16 protein-coding genes and 1 tRNA gene are annotated in these 18,735 nt (G+C 71.6%); 9 read left to right on the forward strand and 8 right to left on the reverse strand.

The features are described from left to right. Window positions 1-137 precede the first annotated feature (137 nt). Window positions 138-1,673, reverse strand: a complete 1,536-nt coding sequence (locus LH044_RS09010; RefSeq protein ID WP_227759695.1) for a helix-turn-helix transcriptional regulator — start codon at window positions 1,671-1,673, stop codon at window positions 138-140. 281 nt (window positions 1,674-1,954) lie between these two features. Between LH044_RS09010 and LH044_RS09015 the strand changes: the two genes are divergently transcribed. After that, complete coding sequence (locus LH044_RS09015; protein WP_227759696.1) at window positions 1,955-3,655, forward strand: PucR family transcriptional regulator; 1,701 nt, start codon at window positions 1,955-1,957, stop codon at window positions 3,653-3,655. 61 nt (window positions 3,656-3,716) lie between these two features. Here the strand turns inward: LH044_RS09015 and LH044_RS09020 are convergent. The 6 genes from LH044_RS09020 to LH044_RS09045 form a co-directional block, all read right to left on the reverse strand. After that, window positions 3,717-3,800: transfer RNA gene (locus LH044_RS09020), tRNA-Leu, on the reverse strand. Window positions 3,801-3,968: 168 nt separating this feature from the next. Further along, on the reverse strand, window positions 3,969-4,367 hold the full coding sequence (locus LH044_RS09025) for a hypothetical protein (protein ID WP_227759697.1): 399 nt from the start codon (window positions 4,365-4,367) through the stop codon (window positions 3,969-3,971). A gap of 206 nt (window positions 4,368-4,573) precedes the next feature. Continuing rightward, on the reverse strand, window positions 4,574-5,452 hold the full coding sequence (locus tag LH044_RS09030; protein WP_227759698.1) for an ABC transporter permease: 879 nt from the start codon (window positions 5,450-5,452) through the stop codon (window positions 4,574-4,576). Between the two features lie 40 nt (window positions 5,453-5,492). Next, complete coding sequence (locus LH044_RS09035; RefSeq protein WP_227759699.1) at window positions 5,493-6,368, reverse strand: ABC transporter permease; 876 nt, start codon at window positions 6,366-6,368, stop codon at window positions 5,493-5,495. A 54-nt stretch (window positions 6,369-6,422) separates the two neighbouring features. Then, window positions 6,423-7,595, reverse strand: a complete 1,173-nt coding sequence (locus tag LH044_RS09040; protein ID WP_227759700.1) for an ABC transporter substrate-binding protein — start codon at window positions 7,593-7,595, stop codon at window positions 6,423-6,425. Between the two features lie 84 nt (window positions 7,596-7,679). Further along, on the reverse strand, window positions 7,680-8,885 hold the full coding sequence (locus LH044_RS09045; RefSeq protein WP_374210573.1) for an ABC transporter ATP-binding protein: 1,206 nt from the start codon (window positions 8,883-8,885) through the stop codon (window positions 7,680-7,682). A 208-nt stretch (window positions 8,886-9,093) separates the two neighbouring features. On the opposite strand from LH044_RS09045, the gene LH044_RS09050 reads away from it, so the two are divergent. Next, window positions 9,094-10,527: a gamma-aminobutyraldehyde dehydrogenase gene (locus LH044_RS09050; RefSeq protein ID WP_227759702.1), complete on the forward strand. Its 1,434-nt coding sequence runs from the start codon at window positions 9,094-9,096 to the stop codon at window positions 10,525-10,527. Window positions 10,528-10,615: 88 nt separating this feature from the next. Next, window positions 10,616-11,980: an aspartate aminotransferase family protein gene (locus tag LH044_RS09055; protein WP_227759703.1), complete on the forward strand. Its 1,365-nt coding sequence runs from the start codon at window positions 10,616-10,618 to the stop codon at window positions 11,978-11,980. A 9-nt stretch (window positions 11,981-11,989) separates the two neighbouring features. On the opposite strand, the gene LH044_RS09060 is transcribed toward LH044_RS09055, so the two are convergent. Next, window positions 11,990-12,373, reverse strand: coding sequence for a hypothetical protein (locus LH044_RS09060; protein ID WP_227759704.1), 384 nt, complete (start codon window positions 12,371-12,373; stop codon window positions 11,990-11,992). A 128-nt stretch (window positions 12,374-12,501) separates the two neighbouring features. On the opposite strand from LH044_RS09060, the gene LH044_RS09065 reads away from it, so the two are divergent. From LH044_RS09065 to LH044_RS09090, 6 genes are all read left to right on the forward strand, one after another. Further along, the gene (locus tag LH044_RS09065) at window positions 12,502-13,899 is read left to right on the forward strand and encodes an NAD(P)/FAD-dependent oxidoreductase (RefSeq protein ID WP_227759705.1); all 1,398 of its coding nucleotides are present in this window, start codon (window positions 12,502-12,504) and stop codon (window positions 13,897-13,899) included. Between the two features lie 137 nt (window positions 13,900-14,036). After that, window positions 14,037-15,218: an LLM class flavin-dependent oxidoreductase gene (locus tag LH044_RS09070; RefSeq protein WP_227759706.1), complete on the forward strand. Its 1,182-nt coding sequence runs from the start codon at window positions 14,037-14,039 to the stop codon at window positions 15,216-15,218. Further along, window positions 15,215-15,961 (forward strand): glutamine amidotransferase-related protein, encoded by a 747-nt coding sequence (locus LH044_RS09075; protein ID WP_227759707.1) that lies wholly within the window; start codon window positions 15,215-15,217, stop codon window positions 15,959-15,961. Before LH044_RS09070 ends, LH044_RS09075 begins: the two co-directional genes overlap by 4 nt. A 120-nt stretch (window positions 15,962-16,081) precedes the next feature. Further along, window positions 16,082-16,537, forward strand: a complete 456-nt coding sequence (locus LH044_RS09080; protein WP_227759708.1) for an Lrp/AsnC family transcriptional regulator — start codon at window positions 16,082-16,084, stop codon at window positions 16,535-16,537. Window positions 16,538-16,609: 72 nt separating this feature from the next. After that, window positions 16,610-17,566 (forward strand): lysophospholipid acyltransferase family protein, encoded by a 957-nt coding sequence (locus LH044_RS09085; RefSeq protein ID WP_227759709.1) that lies wholly within the window; start codon window positions 16,610-16,612, stop codon window positions 17,564-17,566. Further along, window positions 17,563-18,624, forward strand: coding sequence for an NAD-dependent epimerase/dehydratase family protein (locus LH044_RS09090; RefSeq protein WP_227759710.1), 1,062 nt, complete (start codon window positions 17,563-17,565; stop codon window positions 18,622-18,624). Before LH044_RS09085 ends, LH044_RS09090 begins: the two co-directional genes overlap by 4 nt. Window positions 18,625-18,735 lie beyond the last annotated feature (111 nt).

Genomic DNA, 18,735 nt, shown 5'->3' on the forward strand with positions numbered 1-18,735 from the left:
CCGATGTCGGGACCGATGCGATCAAGGCTTGCGGTTGGGCGGCGACGGCACATCCCGAGATCGCGTGGCAGCACCGCACGGTGGGCCGGGACGGACCCTGGCAGCAGCCCTCGGATCGGGCCGATGTGGCGCCCCGCTCACGAGCACGCCGGTTCATGGGACAGCGCGATGCGGGTGAGCACGACGCGTGAGTCGATGCCCAGCTTGCGGAAGATGTGCCGGAGGTGGAAGTCCACGGTGTGCCGTGAGAGGAACATCCGTGTCGCGACCTGCTGGTTCGACAGACCCTCGGCGACGAAGCCGGTGACCACGGACTCGGTCTCGGTGAGGCTCTCCCACCCACTGACCGGGCGCGTTTGGGAGCTCCAGTGCCGGACCCGGACCCCGACGTCGCGCAACCGCGACCGGATCCGCGCCGCGTCGTGCGTGGCGCCACCGAGGTCGTAGTCCGTGACCGCACGTTCCAGCCACGACCGGGCGGCGGCGCGGTCCCCACGGGCCAGGCTGACGTGCGCGGCGTCCTCAGCGGCCGACGCCCGGTCCCACGGTGCGCAGTGCATGGTCGCCGCCGAACGGAGGGCGGTCAGGTCGTGCCCAGCGACGCCTCGGGCGTGCCACGCCGCCGCGACGATCGCTCGATGGCGAGGGTTGGTGGCAGCGAGGTGCTCGACCGCCTGCACGACGACCTGCGCGCGCCGCTGGTCGTCGGCCCGGACCGCCACCCGGGTGAGCCAGGCGGCCGCGCCAGGCTCCTCGAGCAGCAGTCGGCGGTCGCTGGCCACCACGTCGTACGTCGTCTCCGTCCCCGGGTCGCCGAGGAGGTCCACCCCGTGGGCGTCGCGCAACCTGAGCTCGGACCAGCGCTGGTGGGGCGTGCCGAAGAGCAGCATCCCGGGTGCCGTGGTGGCGTTCCACTCGTCGAACAGCTCGGTCGCCCGTCCCAGCTCGCCGCGGCGCAGCGCGGCGTGCACGAGCACGTTCCAGGCGATCGGCGCCAGCGACGAGCTCGACATCTCACAGGTCATGTCCAGACCGGTGCGTGCTGATGTCGTCGCCGAGTCGACCCGGCCGGCCGCGAGGTCGACACGGGCAGCGAACAGTGCCGGTGCTGCGCTCCACAGGGGGTGGCCGTCGAGGCGGATCTCGTCCGCCGCAGCCGCGGTGCACGCGTACGCGTCCTCGACACGTCCGAGGGTGGTGAGCACGACGGACAGGCCGAGCCCGGGGAACGAATCGTCGCAGGGTTCTCGGCCGCGCCGCTCGGCGGCCCACAGCAGCTGGAGCGTCTGGTCGACCAGTCCGTGGCGCCACGCAGCGACAGCGGCCACGACCAGGGCGGTCGGGGAGCACTCGTCGGCGACGGCGCCGCGGCGAGCGTCCTCACCGACCTCGGCCATCAACCGATCGACCTCGAGATCCCCCTGGTCGACGTTCGTCAGCAGCGCGATCGTGCGCCGTCGTCCGGCCGCTTCGTAGAGCGACGCCGGCAGGCCCGGTTGCTCGAGCACTGCGTCGACCTCGGTCCTGGCTCGGTCGGCGTCGCCGCTGGCGCAGCACACCGCAGCCATCGCGAGGTGCAGTTGCGCCTGTCGCAGCGCCGATGGACCGTCGTCGGATGCTGGGCCGTCACGTGTCATCGCTCCACCGTGCGCTCCCGGCTCGACGAGCGCCACCACCCGACAGGCCGAACCGCGTGCTGCGGTCCCGTCGGCGGCGTCGTCGCGCTGGTCGTGGCTGAGAACCGGGACGAAATCGTGGGCCGGTCTCGCCCTGTCGAGACGAAGGCGACCCTGGCTGCGCCGCCCGCTGGCACTTACGCTCAGGGCAGAGCAGAAAGGTCCTCTCGTGACCGATGCCTTGCCCACCCGTGCGGAACCCGGGGGATCGCTGGTGACCCCGTGCCCACGCTGAGCCGCCGCAGCGCTGCCGGCGGCGACCTGAGGTCGGCCGGGCGATGAGCGGGACCTCAGGACCGGACGGCGACGACACCGGACCGACGCTTCGCGAGTTGCTGTCCAGTCTGCAGGCGTTGGTCGCGTTGTCGATGCAGATGACCGACAGCGACGACGAGGCGCAGATCCTCCAACTGGGAGATGCCGCCGTGGTGTCGCTCGCGCGCTGCCGGCTCGTGGGCACGTACCTGGAGGACGTCGGATGGCACGCGGGTCCCGACGGCGCTGGCGAGCGCGCTGAGGTCGAGGCGCAACTCTCCGTCGTGAGCACTGCAGGAGGGGCCATCGTCGTCGGTCACGATGAATGGGGGTGGGCCTTCCCCCTTCGCAGCAGCACTGGACACTTCGGGTTCCTGGCGATCGGGGCGGGCGACGAACCATCGTCGGGAGAGCAGTTCCTCCTCAGGGTCCTCGCCCAGCAGATCGGTACCGCGCTCGCGAACGCGCGCCTCCACGCACGTCAACGACGGCACGCAGCGGAGTTGGTCGCCACCAGCCGCCAGCTGGCAGCGACCGTGGCTGTGCTCGAGCGCAGCGCCGCCATCCAGGAGCGACTCACGCAGGTCGCGTTGGCCGGCGGGGGCCAGGCGGGCATCGCACGTGCCGTGCACGAACTGACCGGCTTCACGGTGACGATCGAGGATCGTCACGGCAACGTGCGCGCCTGGGCCGGGCCACGCCCGACGGAGCCCATCGCCAAGGCAGGCCCCGCAGATCGTGAGGCGATGCTGCAACGAGCGTGCGAGGCCGAGGAGCCGATCCGTCACGACGGGCGGTTGCTCGTCGTCGCTCGACCGCGCGACGACGCCGTGGGGGTGGTCGCACTCGTCGACCCGGAAGGGGTGGCCGGCGAAGAGGCGCGAGTGGCGCTCCAGCACGCTGCGACGGTGCTGGGGCTGGAGCTGGTCCGTCTCGCGAGCATCGCCGAGACCGAGCTGCGGCTCGGTCGGGGCCTGGTCGACGAGCTCCTCGACGGTGCCGACGAGGCGAGCGCGATCGCCCGCGCCGAAGCGCTCGGCTACGACCTCGAACGACCGCACCGCGCCGTGGTGGTCGAGGTCGACACAGATCCTCCCGAGCCGCTCGCGCTGTTCCATGCCACGCGCCGAGCGGCCCGGGAGTGCGGTGTCGGCACGATGCTGGCGAGTCGGGGCGCATCGATCGTCGTCCTCGCCGACACCGATCGACCGTGGGAGGTCTTCCGCACGGCGGTCGCTCGCGAGCTGCACGGCGCATCGTGCCGCGTCGGCGTGGGCAGCGCCTGCGACAAGAGCGGCGATCTCCGACGGTCGTACCGGGAGGCACTGTTCGCCCTCCGGGTGCAAGCGCTGGCCGGCGCGGGCGACCACGCGACATCGTTCGACGAGCTCGGCGTCTACCGCCTCCTCGGAGGTCTCCCCGATCTCGACGACGTCGAACGGTTCGCGTCGACGTGGCTCGGCGCGCTCCTCGCCTACGACGCCGGGAGGGACTCGTCAGAGCTCGTGGCCACGCTCCGTCAGTACCTCGCCTGCGGCGGCAACTACGACGCCACCGCGCACGCGCTGTCGGTGCACCGCAGCACCCTCAAGTACCGCCTCCACCGGATCCGCGAGATCTCCGGCCACGACCTCAACTCGCCGGAGACGCAGTTCAACCTGCAGTTGGCCCTCCGTGCGTGGCAGACGCTGCACATCCGACTCAGCGAGACGCCCCCGCAGTGACGTTGCGCCGCAAGGCCCGTCGCAGCGAGGTGCCGCCGTCCGTCATCAGGCCATTGCAAGGTGCCCGGGGTGGGATTCGAACCCACACGCTCCGAAGAGCCGAGGGGTTTAAGCCCTCTGCGTCTGCCAGTTACGCCACCCGGGCGAGCGCCACATCGTCGCACGCGCCAGGGTCGCCGCCGTGACCGATCCGCCGGGTCGAGGCACGATCTGAGCGATGCCGAAGCGGATCCAGCTGCGCCGGACCAAGGGATGGCGCAAGCCAGACGGAGGCGATCCGACGGCCGAGGCGCACGGCCCGGGACGCGCGAGGTCAGGCGGGGATGGACGTGGCGTGGGGCCCGGCGGACCGGGCCGGAGGATCGTCGGGCTGGTCGCGCAGGTCGATCGGCCGCTCGTCGAGCGCGATCCACGCAGCGCGCCGGAAGCGGCCGGCGTCCTGGCCCTCCAGGCCGTTGACGGCCACGACGCCGGCGATGACGTCGGACTGCACCGCGGCGAAGGGCCGGTCGGTCAGGCGGATCGCCACCACCGATTGCCCGTCGGCCCGGCGGCGCAGCGTCCGGTCGACGTCGGCCAGCTTGGGCGGCGAGCGGAAGACCGGCACCTGCAACCCGCGCTGACGAGCCACGGCCGTCACCGCCCGGACCACCTCGGCGAAGCGGATGGCGGGCGGCTGGTCGGGCACGGGGGCGAGGTGTCGAACTGGCACGACGTCATCCAACCAGCGGGGTCTGACACTGCCGACCGCCCGGCGCCCGGCGCCCGGCCCCCGATCACCGATCGTGTGCGAGGAGCGACCGCCACGGGCCGGTGCCGCACGAGATCGGCCGGGACCGACGGTCGTGTGCGAGGAGCGACCGCCACGGGCCGGTGCCGCACGAGAGCGGCCGGGTCCGCCGATCGCGTGCGAGCCGCTCAGCGCCCGACGACGCTCGAGCGCTCCTCGCGCACCGACGTGATCACCAGGAGCAGCACGCTCACCACGAGGATGATCGTGGCCAGCACGTTCACCTGCGGCGGGAACGAGATGCGGAACTGGTTGTTCACCTGGATCGGGAACGTCACGTACTCGCCCTTGGTGAAGTCCGTGATGATGTAGTCGTCGAGCGACAGGGCGAAGCTCAGCAGCGCTGCGGCGAGGATGCCCGGCACGATGAGCGGGAACGTGACCTTCCGGAACGTCCGCCACGGCGACGACCCCAGGTCCATCGCGGCGTCCTCGAGCGTCCAGTCGAAGCCGCGCACGCGGGCCTTGACCGTCAGCGCGACGAAGCTGACGCAGAACATGATGTGGGCGATCAGGATCGTCGAGAAGCCCAGCGTCACGTCCTGGTTCAGGAACAGCTGGTAGAGCGAGGCGCCGAGCACGATCTCGGGCGTCGTCAGCGGCAGGACGAGGAAGATCTCGGTCACCTTCGAGCCCGTGAAGCGGTAGCGGGCCAGGGCGATCGCCATCAGCGACCCCAGCACGAGTGCGACGGCCACCGCGATCGTGGCCACGAGGAGGCTGCGCAGGAAGGCGCTCGTCAGGTCGGTGTCCTTGAACGGCTGCGACCAGTTGTCGAGCGTGAACTCGTTCCACGACAGGTTCCGGCGACCGGCCGGCTTGTTGAACGTGAAGATCACGATGTTGATCAGCGGCGCGAACAGCCAGAGGAAGACGAGCACCGCGAACGCCGTCAGCGCCCGGCGACCCCACCGCGGGCGGACCCTCTGCGGTCCGGCGGCCGGCCGGCCGGCCAGGTCGGTCGTCTCGACGAGGACCGGGGGCGCCGCCCCCTCCGACATCGTCATGACCCGGCCCTTTCCGCGATCGTCGAACCAGGCCGCGCCGTCATACCGCCAACCCCTCGGTGCCGAGGAACTTCGAGTAGATCAGCACCATCACCGTGATGATCACCATGAGCACGACCGACAGCGCGGCAGCCTGCGGGAAGTCGACCTGCACCAGGAACTGGTTCTGCACGACCGTGCCGATCATCGACGTCTTCGGCGAACCCAGGTAGCGGTTGTTGATGTAGTCGCCGGCGGCGGGGATGAAGACGAGCAGGCTCCCGGCGAACACGCCCGGCAGCGACAGCGGCAGCACGACCTTGCGGAAGGCGTGCCACGCCGTCGAACCGAGGTCCGCCGCCGCCTCCGTGAGCCGGAAGTCGATCTTCTCCAGACTCACGTAGATGGGCAGGATCATGAACGAGATGAAGTTGTAGGTGAGGCCCCCGATGACGGCCCACGGCGTCGCCAGGATCCGGGCGTCGTCCCCCACCCCCGGCAGGAGCTGGTACAGGCTGACTGCGGGCCCGTCGTCGCGCAGGATCGACGTCCACGCGATCGTCCGGATCAGATAGCTGGTGAAGAAGGGGACGACGACGAGCCCGATGAGCAGGTTCTTGTAGCGACCGCCTTGCGTCGCGATCCAGTACGCCAGCGGGTAGCCGATGACGATCGCGAGGATCGTCGCGGCGCCGGCGTACAGGAACGAGCGCACGAACTCCGCCTGGTAGTCGCTGAGCGCCGAGGTGTAGTTCGAGAAGTCCCACGAGAACTCGGCGTTCTCGAACCGGCTCGGCTTCGACGACAGCGACGCCTTGACCAGCATCACGACCGGGACGAGGAAGAACAGCAGCAGCCAGATGACGCCCGGGCTGAGCATGCCCGCCGGCGCCCACCGACCCCGGCGCAGCGCCTTGTCAGTGCTGTCGTCTGCCATGTCGCTCCCTCGTCCCCGGTGCCGGCCGCGGTCCTCGCTGCGCTCCGTGCCCGATCAGGCGCCGGAGATCTTGGAGAAGGCGTCGTCGAACTTCGCCTCCTCGTCCTCGCTCAGCGTGGCGAAGGTGTGGAGCCGGGCCTCGGTGGCCGCGTCGGGGAACAGCAGCGGATTGTCGGCCAGCGCGGCGGCGTCGCCGCCCATCTTGCGGAGCTCGTCCTGCACGCCCTGCACGGGCGAGATGTACTGGACCGACGCCGTGATGCGGGCGGCGTTGACCGGGTCGTAGACGAAGTCCATCCACTTCGCGACGTCGTCGACGCCCGAGGCGCCCGCCGGGACGACCATCGTGTCGAACCAGAGGGTGCCGCCCGTGTCGGGCACCACGAACTTCACGTCGGGGTTCCCCATGCCGAGCACGTCGCCCGACCAGGCGATGCACGCCGCCAGCGATCCGTCCTCGAGCGGGCCCACGTACTCGTTGCCGGTGAACTGGCGGATCTGGCCGTTGTCGACCTGCTCCTGCAGCGTGTCGAACGCGGACTGGTAGTCCGACAGCTTGTCGGCCGTCGAGATGTCGACGCCCTCGGACATGGCGATCAGCCCGATCGTGTCGCGCATCTCGGTGAGGACCGCGATCTTGCCCTTGAGGGCCGGGTCCCACAGGTCCTGCATCGTGGCGAGCTCCTTGCCGCCCGTCGCCTTGAGGTTGTAGGCGATGCCGGTGGTGCCGGCCTGCCACGGCAGGGAGTACTCGCCGGTCGGGTCAGACGGCGGCTTGACCAGGCTCGGGACCAGGTTCTTGGAGTTCGGGATCTTGTCGAGCGGCAGCTTCTCGAGCCACTCAAGCCCGATCAGGCGGGCCGCCATCCAGTACGTCGGCGCGATCACGTTCGGACCGATCGGCTTGTCGGCCGACAGCAACGGCTGGATCTTCGCGAAGTACTCGTTGTTGTCGTTGTAGGTCTCGGTGTACTTGATCGGGATGCCGGTCTGCTCCGTGAAGAGCGCCAGCGTGGTGCCGGGCCCGTCGACCGAGCCGTCCTCGGCCGTGTCGATGTACTCCGGCCAGTTCTCGAAGTACACGCCGTCGGACGAGCCTCCGCTGCCCGACGAGCCGCCCTCGTCGTCGTCACCGCACGCGGCGAGCAGCTGGGGCGCGATCACCGCGCCCCCCAGCACCAGGCCGGAACGGGTCATGAACTGGCGGCGGGTCACTCGGTTCGCCATTGATCCTCCGTGGTCAGCCGGCAGGTGCCGGGATGGGTACCGGCCGGGGCCGGGTGCTCGGTGCGAGGTGCGTCGGCAGCGGCATCAGCCGACCGCGACGGCCTCGGTCTCGTCGTCCTCGACGGACGTGACGCCCGCGTGGGCGGCGTCGAGGGCCTCGGGCACGAGGTACGCGCCCTCGTAGGCCCAGGTCATGGTGATCGGCGACCCGACCGAGAGGCTGGCCGGGTCGTCCTCGGGTCCGAGGTGCGCGACGAGGTCGGCGCCGGTGGGCGTCTGGACCTGGCAGCGCACGACGGGTCCCTGGAACACGAGGCTCGTCACCGTGCACTCGAGCGTGCCCGCCGCCTCGCCGCCGTGCAGCGGCGCGCCGGCGGGGACCAGTCGCTCGGGCCGGATCATGATCGTGGCGTCGGAACCCGTGGAGTGGGTGCGACCGCCGGCCGGGACCCGGAACTGGGTGCCGAGCAGCGAGTCGACCGTGACCTGGTCGCCGGTCTGGGACACGACCGTGGCCGGCAGCAGGTTGGCGGTGCCGATGAAGCCGGCCACGAACGTCGTGGCCGGGTGGGCGTAGATCTGCGTGGGCGTGCCGATCTGGTCGACGCGGCCCTGGGTCATGACCGCGATGCGGTCCGACATGGTCAGGGCCTCCTCCTGGTCGTGGGTCACGAAGATGAACGTGATCCCCACGTCGCGCTGGATGCGCTTGAGCTCGAGCTGCATCACCTGCCGCAGCTTCAGGTCGAGCGCGCCGAGCGGCTCGTCGAGGAGGAGCGCCTTGGGCATGTTCACGAGCGCCCGGGCCAGGGCGATGCGCTGCTGCTGGCCGCCCGAGAGCTGGTTGGGGCGGCGTTCGGCGAACTCCGGCAGCCGCACGATCTCGAGCATCTCGGCGACCCGCCGGCGGACCTCGGCGTCCTTCACCTTCTTGTTGCGGAGCCCGAACGCGACGTTGTCGAACACGTTCATGTGCGGGAACAGCGCGTAGTTCTGGAACACCGTGTTGACGTCGCGCTTGTGGGGTGCGGTCCGGGACACGTCCTGGCCCTCGAGGAGGATCCGGCCGGCGGACGGCTGCTCGAAGCCGGCGATCATCCGCAGCGTCGTCGTCTTGCCGCAGCCGGACGGGCCGAGCATCGAGAAGAACTCGCCCTCGGCGATGTCGAAGTCGGCCTCCTCGACGGCGACGAAGTCGCCGAAGCGCTTGGTGACGTGCTCGAGGCGGACGACCGGCGCTGCCACAGCGTCGGCGACCGTTCCGGGATCAGTGTCCGTGGACTGTGACATTCGCAGCGGTCTCCCACACGTGCCATGGATTCCGAATGGTTTGGTACCTTACTGCAACGATTCACGCCGCCGTCCATGGCAACGTGCCACACGTCACCGGGACGGACGAGTGCATCATCGCACGATCGCTCCACGGGCCGGGCGCGAGTCGCCGGGTCGGAGGAGCACCGCATCCACCCGACACGAATACCTCAGAGAGGACGCTCGCATGGCTGGAACCGACGTTCGCAACGAGAACTTCATCGGAGGGCGGTGGGCGCCGGCCCGATCGGGTGCGACGGAGGACATCGTCGACCCCGCCACCGGCGCGGTCGTCTTCTCCGCCCCGGACTCGGGCGCCGAGGACGTCGACGACGCGTGCCGCGCCGCTGCCGAGGCCTTCAAGGGCTGGGGCCGCACGACACCGGCCGAGCGCATGTCGGCCCTGCTCAGGTTCGCCGACGCCATCGAGGCCCGAGCCGACGACCTGGTCGCCGTCGAGCACCTGAACGCCGGCAAGCCGATCGCCGCGACCGGCATCGAGATCGAGGCATCGGTCGACTGCTACCGCTTCTTCGCCGGGGCGTGCCGGACGATGGAGACCCAGGGCGCCGGCGAGTACCTCGAGGGCTACACCTCGATGCTGCGCCGCGAGCCGCTCGGCGTCGTCGCCTCGATCGCACCGTGGAACTACCCGTTCATGATGGCGGCCTGGAAGCTCGGCCCCGCCCTGGCCGCCGGCAACTGCGTCGTGCTGAAGCCGTCGGAGCTCACGCCGATGAGCTCGCTGCTCCTCGCCGAGATCGCGTCCGACATCTTCCCCGCCGGCGTGCTCAACGTCGTGGCCGGCGGCAAGCAGACGGGCGCCACGCTCGTCGACCACCCGCTGGTCGAGATGATCTCGCTGACGGGCTCGGTCGGCACCGGCAAGGCGATCGCCGAGGCCGCGTCGAAGTCGCTGAAGCGGGTCCACCTGGAGCTCGGCGGCAAGGCGCCGGTGGTGGTGCTCGACGACGCAGACCTCGAGGTCGTGGCCGAGTCGATCAAGGTCGGCGGCTACTGGAACGCCGGTCAGGACTGCACCGCTGCGACCCGCGTGATCGCCGGAGCCGGCATCCACGACGCCGCGGTCGATGCGATCACCGAGGCGGCGAGGAGCCTGGTCGTCGGGCCGACCACCGACGAGGGCACCGAGCTGGGGCCGGTCATCTCGGCCGCCCAGCGCGAGCGGGTGCAGGGCTTCGTCGACCGGGCGGTCGCCGCCGGCGCGACCGCGGTCACCGGCGGCTCCACGCGGGACGGCGACGGCTTCTACTACGAGCCGTCGGTCATCATCGGCGTCGACCAGCAGGCCGAGATCGTCCAGCGCGAGGTCTTCGGTCCCGTCGTGACGGTGCAGCAGGCCTCGGACCTCGAGGCCGCCGTCGCCATGGCCAACGACGTCGACTACGGGCTCGCGGCGTCGGTGTTCACCAAGGACGTCGGCCGGGCGATGGAGGCGAGCGCGCTGCTGCGGTTCGGAACCGTGTGGGTCAACGACCACATCCCGCTCGTGTCCGAGATGCCCCACGGCGGGTTCAAGCAGTCGGGCTACGGCAAGGACATGTCGCAGTACGCGGTCGAGCACTACACGGAGCTCAAGCACGTGATGGTCAAGTGGTGACCGGGCCGACGAACCGGGATGTGCGGGACGCAACCGGACGAGGTTCGTCCGGTGCGACCCCGACCTCCCCTTCGAACGAGGAGCGAGGATGAGCGAGCGCGACGAGCAGCTGACGAGGCGGGCCGAGGAGATCGCGGCGGTTGAGATGCCTGCGCTCCTCGACCGGACCAAGGGCTCCAAGGTCCTCTACGAGCGGGCGGTCGGGTCGATGCCCGGCGGCGTGGCGTCGAGCTTCCAGCTCGGCGACCCGTACCCGGTGTACCTGGACCGCGGCATCGGCGCCGAGGTGTGGGACGTCGACGGCAACGAGTACTTCGACTTCCACAACGGGTTCGGGTCGATGGCCGTGGGCCACGCCCACCCGATCGTCGCCGAGGCGGTCGAGCGCTCGGCCCGCAACGGCATGCACTTCGCCGTCACCGTCGAGACGACCGTCGCCCTGGCCGAGGAGCTGTGCCGGCGCTTCCGCGTCGACCAGGTGCGGTTCACCAACTCGGGCACCGAGTCGAACATGTCGGCGATCCGCGTGGCGCGGGCCGCGACCGGTCGTGACGTGATCGCCAAGATCGAGGGCAGCTACCACGGCCACGTCGACCAGCTCATGTACTCGGTGCTGCCCGGCGCCGACGTGATGGGCGGCCGCGACGCGCCGGCGGCCACCCCCAAGTCGAAGGGCATGCCCGAAGGCCTGTCGCAGTGGATCCGTGTGGTCCCGTTCAACGACGCCGACGCGCTCGAGCGGCTCTTCCAGGCGGAGGGCGACCAGATCGCCTGCCTGATCATGGAGCCGGTGATGATGAACATCGGCATCGTCGTCCCCGCCGACGGCTACCTCCAGGCGGTCCGCGACCTGTGCACCCGCTACGGCGTCGTGCTCATCTTCGACGAGGTGAAGTGCGGGGCGACGATCGCCGAGGGCGGCGCGCAGGAGCGCTTCGGCGTGCGGCCCGACCTCGCCAGCTGGGCGAAGGCCATCGGCGGCGGCGCACCGATCGGCGCCTTCGGCGGTCGGGCCGACATCATGGACGAGATCAACAAGGGCGCCGCCCACCAGGGCACGTTCAACGGCAACCCGATGTCGGTCGCCGCGTCGCTCGCCACGCTGACGAAGATCCTCACGCCCGACGCCTACGAGCACTTCGCCGTCCTCGGGGCCCGGCTGGCGGGCGGCATGGACGCCGTCATCGCCGAGTACGACCTGCCGGCCCACACCGTCGACCTCGGCTGCAAGGGCTGCATCTCGTACCGGGCCCAGCCGCTCACCTGCTACCGGGACTTCCTCGAGACGAACATCCACCTCTACACGGCGAGCTACCCGTGGATGGTCAACCGGGGCGTGTTCATGACGCCCGGCGACGAGGAGCAGTGGACGCTGTCGGTCCAGCACGACGAGGCGAACGTCGACCGCTACGTCGACGCCTTCGCGGAGTTCGCCGCCGAGCTCGCCGGCTGACGACGCCCGTCAGTGGTGCCGCTGGCCGGGCGGGATGCGCTCGGCGATGAACCAGGCCAGGCGCTCGCGGTCGGGGTGCTGCAGCACGATCCGGCTCGGGTTGTCGAGCGAGGTGTCGATCGCCAGCACCTCCTGGTCCCGGTAGACGCACCAGAACTGCCGGCGCCCGGGCTCGTCCGGCATCGTGAAGTGGCCGGTCGCCATCCGGCCCGGGAGGTAGCCGCCGCCCACGCGCCACCCGAGCCCCGCCTTGAGCTCGGCGACCGTCGTGACCCGGGCGTCGGTGATGTTGACCATCGGGATCTCGAGGTGGCGCTTCAGGCACCAGACCTGGTCGATCCCGCCGATGTCGATCGTGACCTTGTCGTCGTAGACGTGGACGTCGAGGGACATGGACCAACGCTAGGGGCGTGCCGCGGACGCCGGAAGGGTGCCGACCGTCACGCTCGCCGTAGTGCGCAGGCGCGGAGCGACGTGGATCGTCGCCGTGCACCCCGGCCGCTCGTCGTAGCGTGCGCAGGGTGAGCGTGAGCGGTGCCGAGCGCGTGCGCGACCGCAGCCTCTGGCTGGCGACCTGCGACGACGACCTGACGCCACGGCCCGCGCTGCCGGGCGACCTGCAGGCCGACGTCGCGATCGTCGGCGGCGGGATGACCGGGCTCTGGACGGCGCTGTCGCTCCGCGAGCACGCGCCCGACTGCCGCGTCGTCGTGCTCGAGTCCGAGGTGTGCGGCTTCGGCGCCTCGGGCCGCAACGGCGGGTGGTGCTCGGCGCTGTTCCCCACCTCGCTCGACCACCTCGCCGTGCTGGCCGGGCGCGACGCGGCCGTCGCCCAGCACCGGGCGATGATCGACACGGTCGGCGTCGTCGGCACCGCGGTCGAGCGCCTGGGCATCGACTGCCACTGGGCGCAGGGCGGCACCGTCACGGTCGCGACCAACCCCGCGCACGTCCCGCGCCTCAGGGGCCACGTCGACGAGCGCCACCGGTGGGGCTTCGGCGACGAGGACGACCGCTGGCTCAGCCCGGCCGAGATGGCCGAGCGGGTGCGACCGACCGGCGGCGCCGGCGGCGCCTTCACACCCCACTGCGCGGCGGTGCACCCCGGTCGGCTCGTCCGCGGGCTGGCGCACGCCGCCGAGCGGGCCGGGGCGACCATCCACGAGGGCACCCGCGCCACGGCCATCGAGCCCGGCCGAGTCGTGACCGCCCACGGCACCGTCACCGCCGACACGGTCCTGCGCTGCACCGAGGGCTACACGGCGCGCCTCCCCGGCGAGCGCCGACGGATGCTGCCGATCTACTCGCTGATGATCGCCACCGAGCCGCTGCCCGACGACGTGTGGGACCGCATCGGCCTGCGCGAGCGGGAGACGTTCAGCGACGGGCGCCACCTCCTCATCTACGGGCAGCGCACCGCCGACGGCCGCTTCGCCTTCGGCGGCCGAGGCGCGCCCTACCACTTCGGCTCGGCGATCAAGGACGCCTACGACCGCGACCGGCGGGTGGCCGACGAGCTCGCGTCCGTCCTCCGCCAGCTGTTCCCGCCGCTCGCGGACGCCGCGATCACCCACCACTGGGGCGGACCGCTCGGCGTCCCGCGGGACTGGGCGGCGTCGGTCCGGCTCGACCGCGCGACCGGGCTCGGCGAGGCGGGCGGCTACGTGGGCGACGGCGTGTCGACGACCAACCTGGCCGGCCGCACGCTCGCCGACCTGGTCCTCGGGCGCGACACCGACCTCGTCCGACTTCCGTGGGTCGGCCACCGCTCCCGCGACTGGGAGCCGGAGCCGTTCCGGTGGGCCGGCGTCAACGCCGGTCGCGTGCTGGCCGGGGCGACCGACCGGCGCGAGGCCCGTCGTCGACGGCCGGCCCGCATGCTCGAGGGCCTGCTCGGCCGGCTCACCGGCGGCCACTGACCGCCGCGGCGCACTTTGGCGGCGGTTTCCGTCGGGAGGTCACGGGAACCGGCGCCAGAGCGGTGGGCGCGGATGGGTGGGGGCGCGAACCCGAACCCGGTTCGTGGGTCCGACGGGGAGGGCGCGACACTTTCCCGGTGACCGAACCCTCCCCCGACTCCCCGACGGTCGAGCGCTCGCCGATCGCGGTCCACTGGTTCCTCCCCACCGGCGGCGACAGCCGCGACGTCGTGCCGAGCTCGCCCCAGGGCTCGCGCGCACCGTCGCACTCGTACCTGGCCCAGATCGCCACCGCGTGCGACCAGCTCGGGTTCGATGCCGTGCTGACCCCGTGCGGCACCGGCTGCGAGGACGCCTGGATCTCGACCGCCTCGCTGATCCCGCTGACGCAGCGGCTGCGGTTCCTCGTCGCCTTCCGGCCCGGGCTCCTGAACCCGACGCAGGCCGCGCAGATGGCAGCGACGTACCAGCAGATGTCGGGCGGCCGCCTGCTCGTGAACATCGTGATCGGCGCCGAGCCGAGCGAGCTCGCCCGCTTCGGCGACTTCCGGCCCAAGGACGACCGCTACCGCCGCGCCGGCGAGTTCCTGACGATCCTGCGCGGGGCGCTCATGTCGGAGTCGTTCGACTTCGAGGGCGAGTTCTACCGGGTCGAGCGGGCCACCACCCGCAACTCCCCCGTCACCCCGCCGGCGATCTTCTTCGGCGGGGCGTCCGACGCCGCCGAGCAGGTCGCGGCGCGCCACGTCGACACCTACCTCGCGTGGGGCGAGCCGCCCGAGATGGTGGCGCAGCGCGTCGAGCGCATGCGGGCCCTGGCCGCCGAGGCCGACCGCCCGAGCGACCGACCGCTCGAGTTCGGCATCCGCTTCCACGTGATCACCCGCGACACCGCGGACGAGGCGTGGGACGAGGCCGCCCGCCTGCTGCGGGGCATGGACCCCGAGGCCGTCGCCGCCGCACGGGCCGACTTCGCCGCCACCGCCTCGGTCGGCCAGCAGCGAATGGCCGAGCTGCACCAGGGCACCGACGGCGTGCCCGACGACCCCCGGGCGCTCGAGATCTCGCCCAACCTCTGGGCCGGCGTGGGCCTGGTGCGCGGCGGCGCCGGCACGGTGCTCGTCGGCAGCCACCAGGAGGTCGCCGACCGGATCGAGGAGTACCACCGGATCGGCTTCCGGGAGTTCATCCTGTCCGGCTACCCGCACCTCGAGGAGGCCTGGCGGGTCGGCGACGGGCTGCTGCCCGAGCTCCGCTCCCGCGGTCTGCTCGGCCCCGCGCCCGACGTCGCCGCGGAGAAGGTGTTCACGTTCCGATGAGCGGCGACGGCCCGACCGGCGATCGGCTCCGCGTGGGCCTGCTGCTCTGCGACCACCTCGACCCCGGTCCGGCGGCGGTGGCGGGCGACTACACCGAGCTGTACCCCGCGGCCTTCGCCCCCCACGGGCTCGACATCCGGATCTACGAGGCCACGGCGGGCGAGCTCCCGGCCGACCTCGACGAGTGCGACGCCTGGATGACCTCCGGGTCACGGCGCTCCGCGTACGAGGACGAGGGCTGGATCCACGACGTCCGGGACCTCATCGCCCGACTGGCCGAGGAGCGCCGACCGCACGCCGGGATCTGCTTCGGCCACCAGCTGACCGCGCTGGCGCTGGGCGGCGACGTCGAGCGGGCCGACGTCGGCTGGGGCGTCGGCGGACGGACCTTCGACGTCGTGGCGCCGGCGCCGTGGATGGACGACGTCGACCGCTTCACCATCCTGATGAGCCACCGCGACCAGGTGACCCGGATGCCCGACGGCGCCGAGCTGGTCGCCACGGCCGACTACTGCCCGGTCGGCGCCTACCGGCTCGACGACCACGTCTTCTGCGTGCAGGGCCACCCGGAGTTCGTCCCGGGGCTGTCGGCGACGCTGATGGAGATGCGCCGCGAGGTGATCGGGCCCGAGGTCGTCGACGCCGGCCTCGCGTCGCTCGCGCCGCCCGCTCCCGAGCTCGACCAAGACCGCGTGGCCGGCTGGATCGCCCGCTTCTACCGCCAGGCCCTCGACCGCAGCTGAGCCCAGGCGGCCGCTCAAGCGCCCACCGCCGGGGCGCCACCGCTGCGAAATCCGTCGATCAGAGCCCTTCCCACGACGATTCCCTTGCCGACGTCGCTCGGCCTCGCCACAATCGGGCGCATGCCGGACCAGCTCGTGGACGAGATCGACGCGGAGCTGATCCGCCACCTCCAGGTCGACGGCCGTCGGCCCTACACGCAGCTGGCCAAGGAGGTCGGGCTGTCCGAGGCCGCCGTCCGCCAGCGGGTCCAGCGGCTGCTCGAGCACGGGGTGATGCAGATCGTGGCCGTCACGGACCCGCTGCAGCTCGGGCTGCTCCGCCAGGCCATGGTGCTGATCAAGGTCGAGGGCGACGTGCGCGAGGTCGCCGCCCAGCTGGAGAAGTTCGAGGAGGTCGACTACCTCGTGCTCACGGCCGGCACCGTCGACATCCTCGCCGAGGTGTTCGTTCCCGACGACCAGGCGCTGCTCAGCCTGCTGAACGACCGGATCCGCAAGGTGCCCGGCGTCGTCGGGACCGAATCGGTCATCTACCTGCAGCTCACCAAGCAGACCTACACCTGGAACGTGCCCTGACGTCGCAGCGGGTGCCGCTGCGGGCACCGGGCCCCCTCGTCGGGGCGCGCGCCTGCACCTAACATCGCCGACATGCCGTCAGCGGAGGGCCCGGAGGAGGGCGTGGTCGAGCGGGACGAGCTGACCGACCTCGAGTCGGTCGAGCTGGCGTCCCAGCTCGCCGAACCGGCCCGCACCCCCACCCGGGCGCTCGTCCCCGTCCCCAGCACCGACGTCGAGCCCGACGACGGGGAGGGGCCCGACGTCCGCATGTCCGACGTCGACGAGTGGGGTCGGTCCGAGAACATGCGGGCGCTGGCCCGGCGGCTCTACGACCCGATCTACCGCCAGTGGTTCCGGGCCGAGTGGGACGGGCTCGAGAAGATCCCGACCGAGGGCGGCGCGCTGCTCGTCGCCAACCACGCCGCCGCCATCCCCTCGGATGCGCCGGTGATCATGCACGGCATCGAGGAGGAGCTCGGGCGACCGGTGTACGGGCTCGCCGACAACCTGTTCCGGCGCATCCCGGTCGTGGGCACGCTGTGGTCGCGCCTCGGCGGCGTGCCCGGCCACCCCGACAACGCCTACCGGCTGCTCGCCGAGCAGGGGCAGCTCGTGCTCGACTTCCCCGAGGGCGTCAAGGGTCCGGCCAAGACCTGGAACGAGCGGTACCAGCTGCGGCGGTTCGGCCGCGGCGGCTTCGTCGAGATCGCCATGCGCGCCGGCGTCCCCGTCGTGCCGATCGCCGTGGTCGGCGCCGAGGAGTCGATGCCGACGCTCGTCCGCGTCCCGCACCTCGCCTCGGTCATCGGCATCCCCTACGCACCCGTCACCGCCAACATGTTGATGTTCGGCCCGGCGGGGGTCGCCGTCTACCTGCCGGCCAAGTTCAAGCTGCGCGTCCTCGACCCCGTGCACTTCGACGTGCCGCCCGACCAGGACCGCTACTCCCGGTCCCGGGTCATGGACGAGTCCGAGGCGATCCGCGACCGCATCCAGGCCGCCCTCTACGACATGCTGCGCCAGCGGCGCTCGGTCTGGTTCGGATGAGCCTCGACCGCGGGCGCACGCGCCCGAGCCGCGTGCTCGTCACCGGGCTGGGCACCTTCTGGGGCGGCCGCGTCGCGCAGGCGCTCGAGACCGACGAGAACGTCGACGTGATCGTCGGGCTCGACACCACCGAGCCGACCGTCGAGCTCGAGCGCACCGAGTACGTGCGGGTCGACGCCAACTACTCGATCCTCGCCCGCATCGTGCGGGCCGCGCAGATCGACACGATCATCCACACGTTCCTGGTGGTCGACCCGACGCAGATGTCGCAGCGGGCCACGCACGAGATCAACGTGATCGGCACGATGAACCTGTTCGCCGCCGCGTCCGCGCCGTCGTCGACGGTCCGCTCGGTGATCGTGAAGTCCTCGACGATGGTCTACGGCTGCTCGGCCGCGGACCCCATCTGGTTCACCGAGAGCTCGGCCCGCTCGGGCGTGCCCCGCACCCCGGTCGAGCGCTCGCTCGACGCGGTCGAGGGCTACGTGCGCGACTTCGCCGAGGACAACCCGCACGTGAACGTCGCGCTCCTGCGGTTCTCGAACGTGATCGGCGCCGACATCGAGACCCCGCTCACCCGCGCGCTCGACCTGCCGTTCGTGCCGTCACTCGCCGGCTTCGACCCGCGGTTCCAGTTCGTCCACGAGGACGACGTGATCCGCTCGATCCTCTTCGCCCTCGACCACGACCTACCCGGCGTCTACAACGTCGCCGGCGACGGGCTGCTGCCGTGGTCCGAGGTGGCGGCCATCTGCGGCAAGCGCACGATCGCCCTCCCGCCGTACGGCACCGGGCTGCTCACCGCGCCGCTCGCCCGGCTCGGGATCGTCGACCTGCCCGAGGAGTACCGGTTGCTCCTCCGCTACGGCCGCGGCGTCGACAACCGCCGACTGAAGGACCTCGGCTTCCGCTACGAGTACACGTCGGCCGAGGCGGTGCGGGCGTTCATCGAGGCGGTGCGGCTGCGACGCACCGTCGGCGACGCCGCGCCGGTGTACCGCTACGAGCGCGACGTCGAGCAGTTCTTCCGGCACTCCCCCGCCGTCGTCCGCGACTGACCGTCCGTCGGGTCCGGTGCGCGAGGGCCGGCGCACCCGTCGAGCGCGGGCGTGCCCGTCGAGCGCGGGCGTGCCCGTCGAGCGCCGGCGTGCCCGCTCTGTTCGTCGGGA

Origin of the sequence: Dermatobacter hominis (genome assembly GCF_020715685.1) — a bacterium.
GTDB classification, from domain to species: Bacteria; Actinomycetota; Acidimicrobiia; order Acidimicrobiales; family Microtrichaceae; genus Dermatobacter; species Dermatobacter hominis.